Genomic DNA, 1,189 nt, shown 5'->3' on the forward strand with positions numbered 1-1,189 from the left:
GGCGGATTGTATAATTAAGTTGAACACTTAAAAATCCATAGCGAACCCTTGTGGTAAAATGTAGTTGCACAAAAACATAAACACAAAGGAGAATCGCTATGGATCAAAATTATTCTACCACAGATACGTTACACAAAAAAGGGGCTCATTTAACTTTTGAGGAACGAGTCATCATCCAAACGCGTCTCCGCGACAATCAATCGTATCGGAGCATAGCCCGTGAGATTGGGTGCTGTGTCAATACGGTACGCAACGAGGTGAAGCGTGGCAAGGTCCTTTGTTATAACGGCAAGGTGGAACGCTATCGCGCAGCAGACGGGCAAAGCACCTATGAGGCGCATCGCGAAAACTGTGGTCGCAAATGCGACGCCATAGCAAAGGGAGCATTCCTCGACTATGTGCAGAAGAAACTTCAGGAACATCACTGGTCGCTCGATGCCTGCTTTGGCAGGGCACTTGTTACGGGAGAATTTCAACGTGACGAAATGGTCTGTACGAAAACCCTGTACAACTATGTCACGCTGGGGCTCCTAGGAAAAATCAAGAGTATTGACCTGCCCTTGCGCGTCAAGCGAAAAAACGCCAAGAAGCGGGTTCGTGAGCGTAAGAAGAAGTTCGGCCGCAGTATAGATGAGCGCGATCCTTCTGTGGATGAGCGTCAGGATTTCGGGCATTGGGAGTGTGACCTTGTACTGGGATCTCGCTCAAATGACGAAGTACTGCTGACTCTGGTTGAGCGCAAGACACGCTGTTCCCTCATCAGAAAACTGCCCAACAAAGAAAGTGCCTCTGTAATAGAAGCCTTCAGAGAATTGAAGGATGGAATGTTCCGCGACTGTTTCAGCCGAGTGTTCCTCAGCATTACGACAGACAATGGCAGTGAGTTTTCTAGCCTGTCGGAGCTGGAGAAACTAAGTCACACACGGATCTATTATGCGCATCCGTACTGCTCCAGCGATAAAGGCACGAATGAGAACCACAACGGCTTATTCCGTCGATTTCTTCCCAAAGGGAAGAAAATCCAGGATTACCCCGTGGAACACATTTCCAGAGTAGAGTGCTGGGCCAACACCCTGCCAAGAAAGATACTCGGATATAAGACACCCGAGGAGTGCTTTGAGGAAGAAATGCTTGCAGTACTTACTGCATAAAGGTTCGCCGGGTGTTCAACTTATTATTGCAATTCGGG

1 protein-coding gene is annotated in these 1,189 nt (G+C 48.2%); it reads left to right on the top strand.

Features of this window, described 5'->3' with window-relative positions; genetic code table 11:
* Positions 1-98 precede the first annotated feature (98 nt).
* Complete coding sequence (locus I6E26_RS10990; RefSeq protein ID WP_235321908.1) at positions 99-1,151, top strand: IS30 family transposase; 1,053 nt, start codon at positions 99-101, stop codon at positions 1,149-1,151.
* Positions 1,152-1,189: the final 38 nt, after the last annotated feature.

It is taken from the genome of Anaerovibrio lipolyticus, from assembly GCF_021531495.1.
In the GTDB taxonomy this organism is placed as follows: Bacteria; Bacillota; Negativicutes; order Selenomonadales; family Selenomonadaceae; genus Anaerovibrio.

Excerpts from the sequence above, each read along its gene's own strand:
- I6E26_RS10990 (WP_235321908.1), top strand. The coding sequence starts at position 99 with ATGGATCAAAATTATTCTACCACAGATACGTTACACAAAAAAGGGGCT.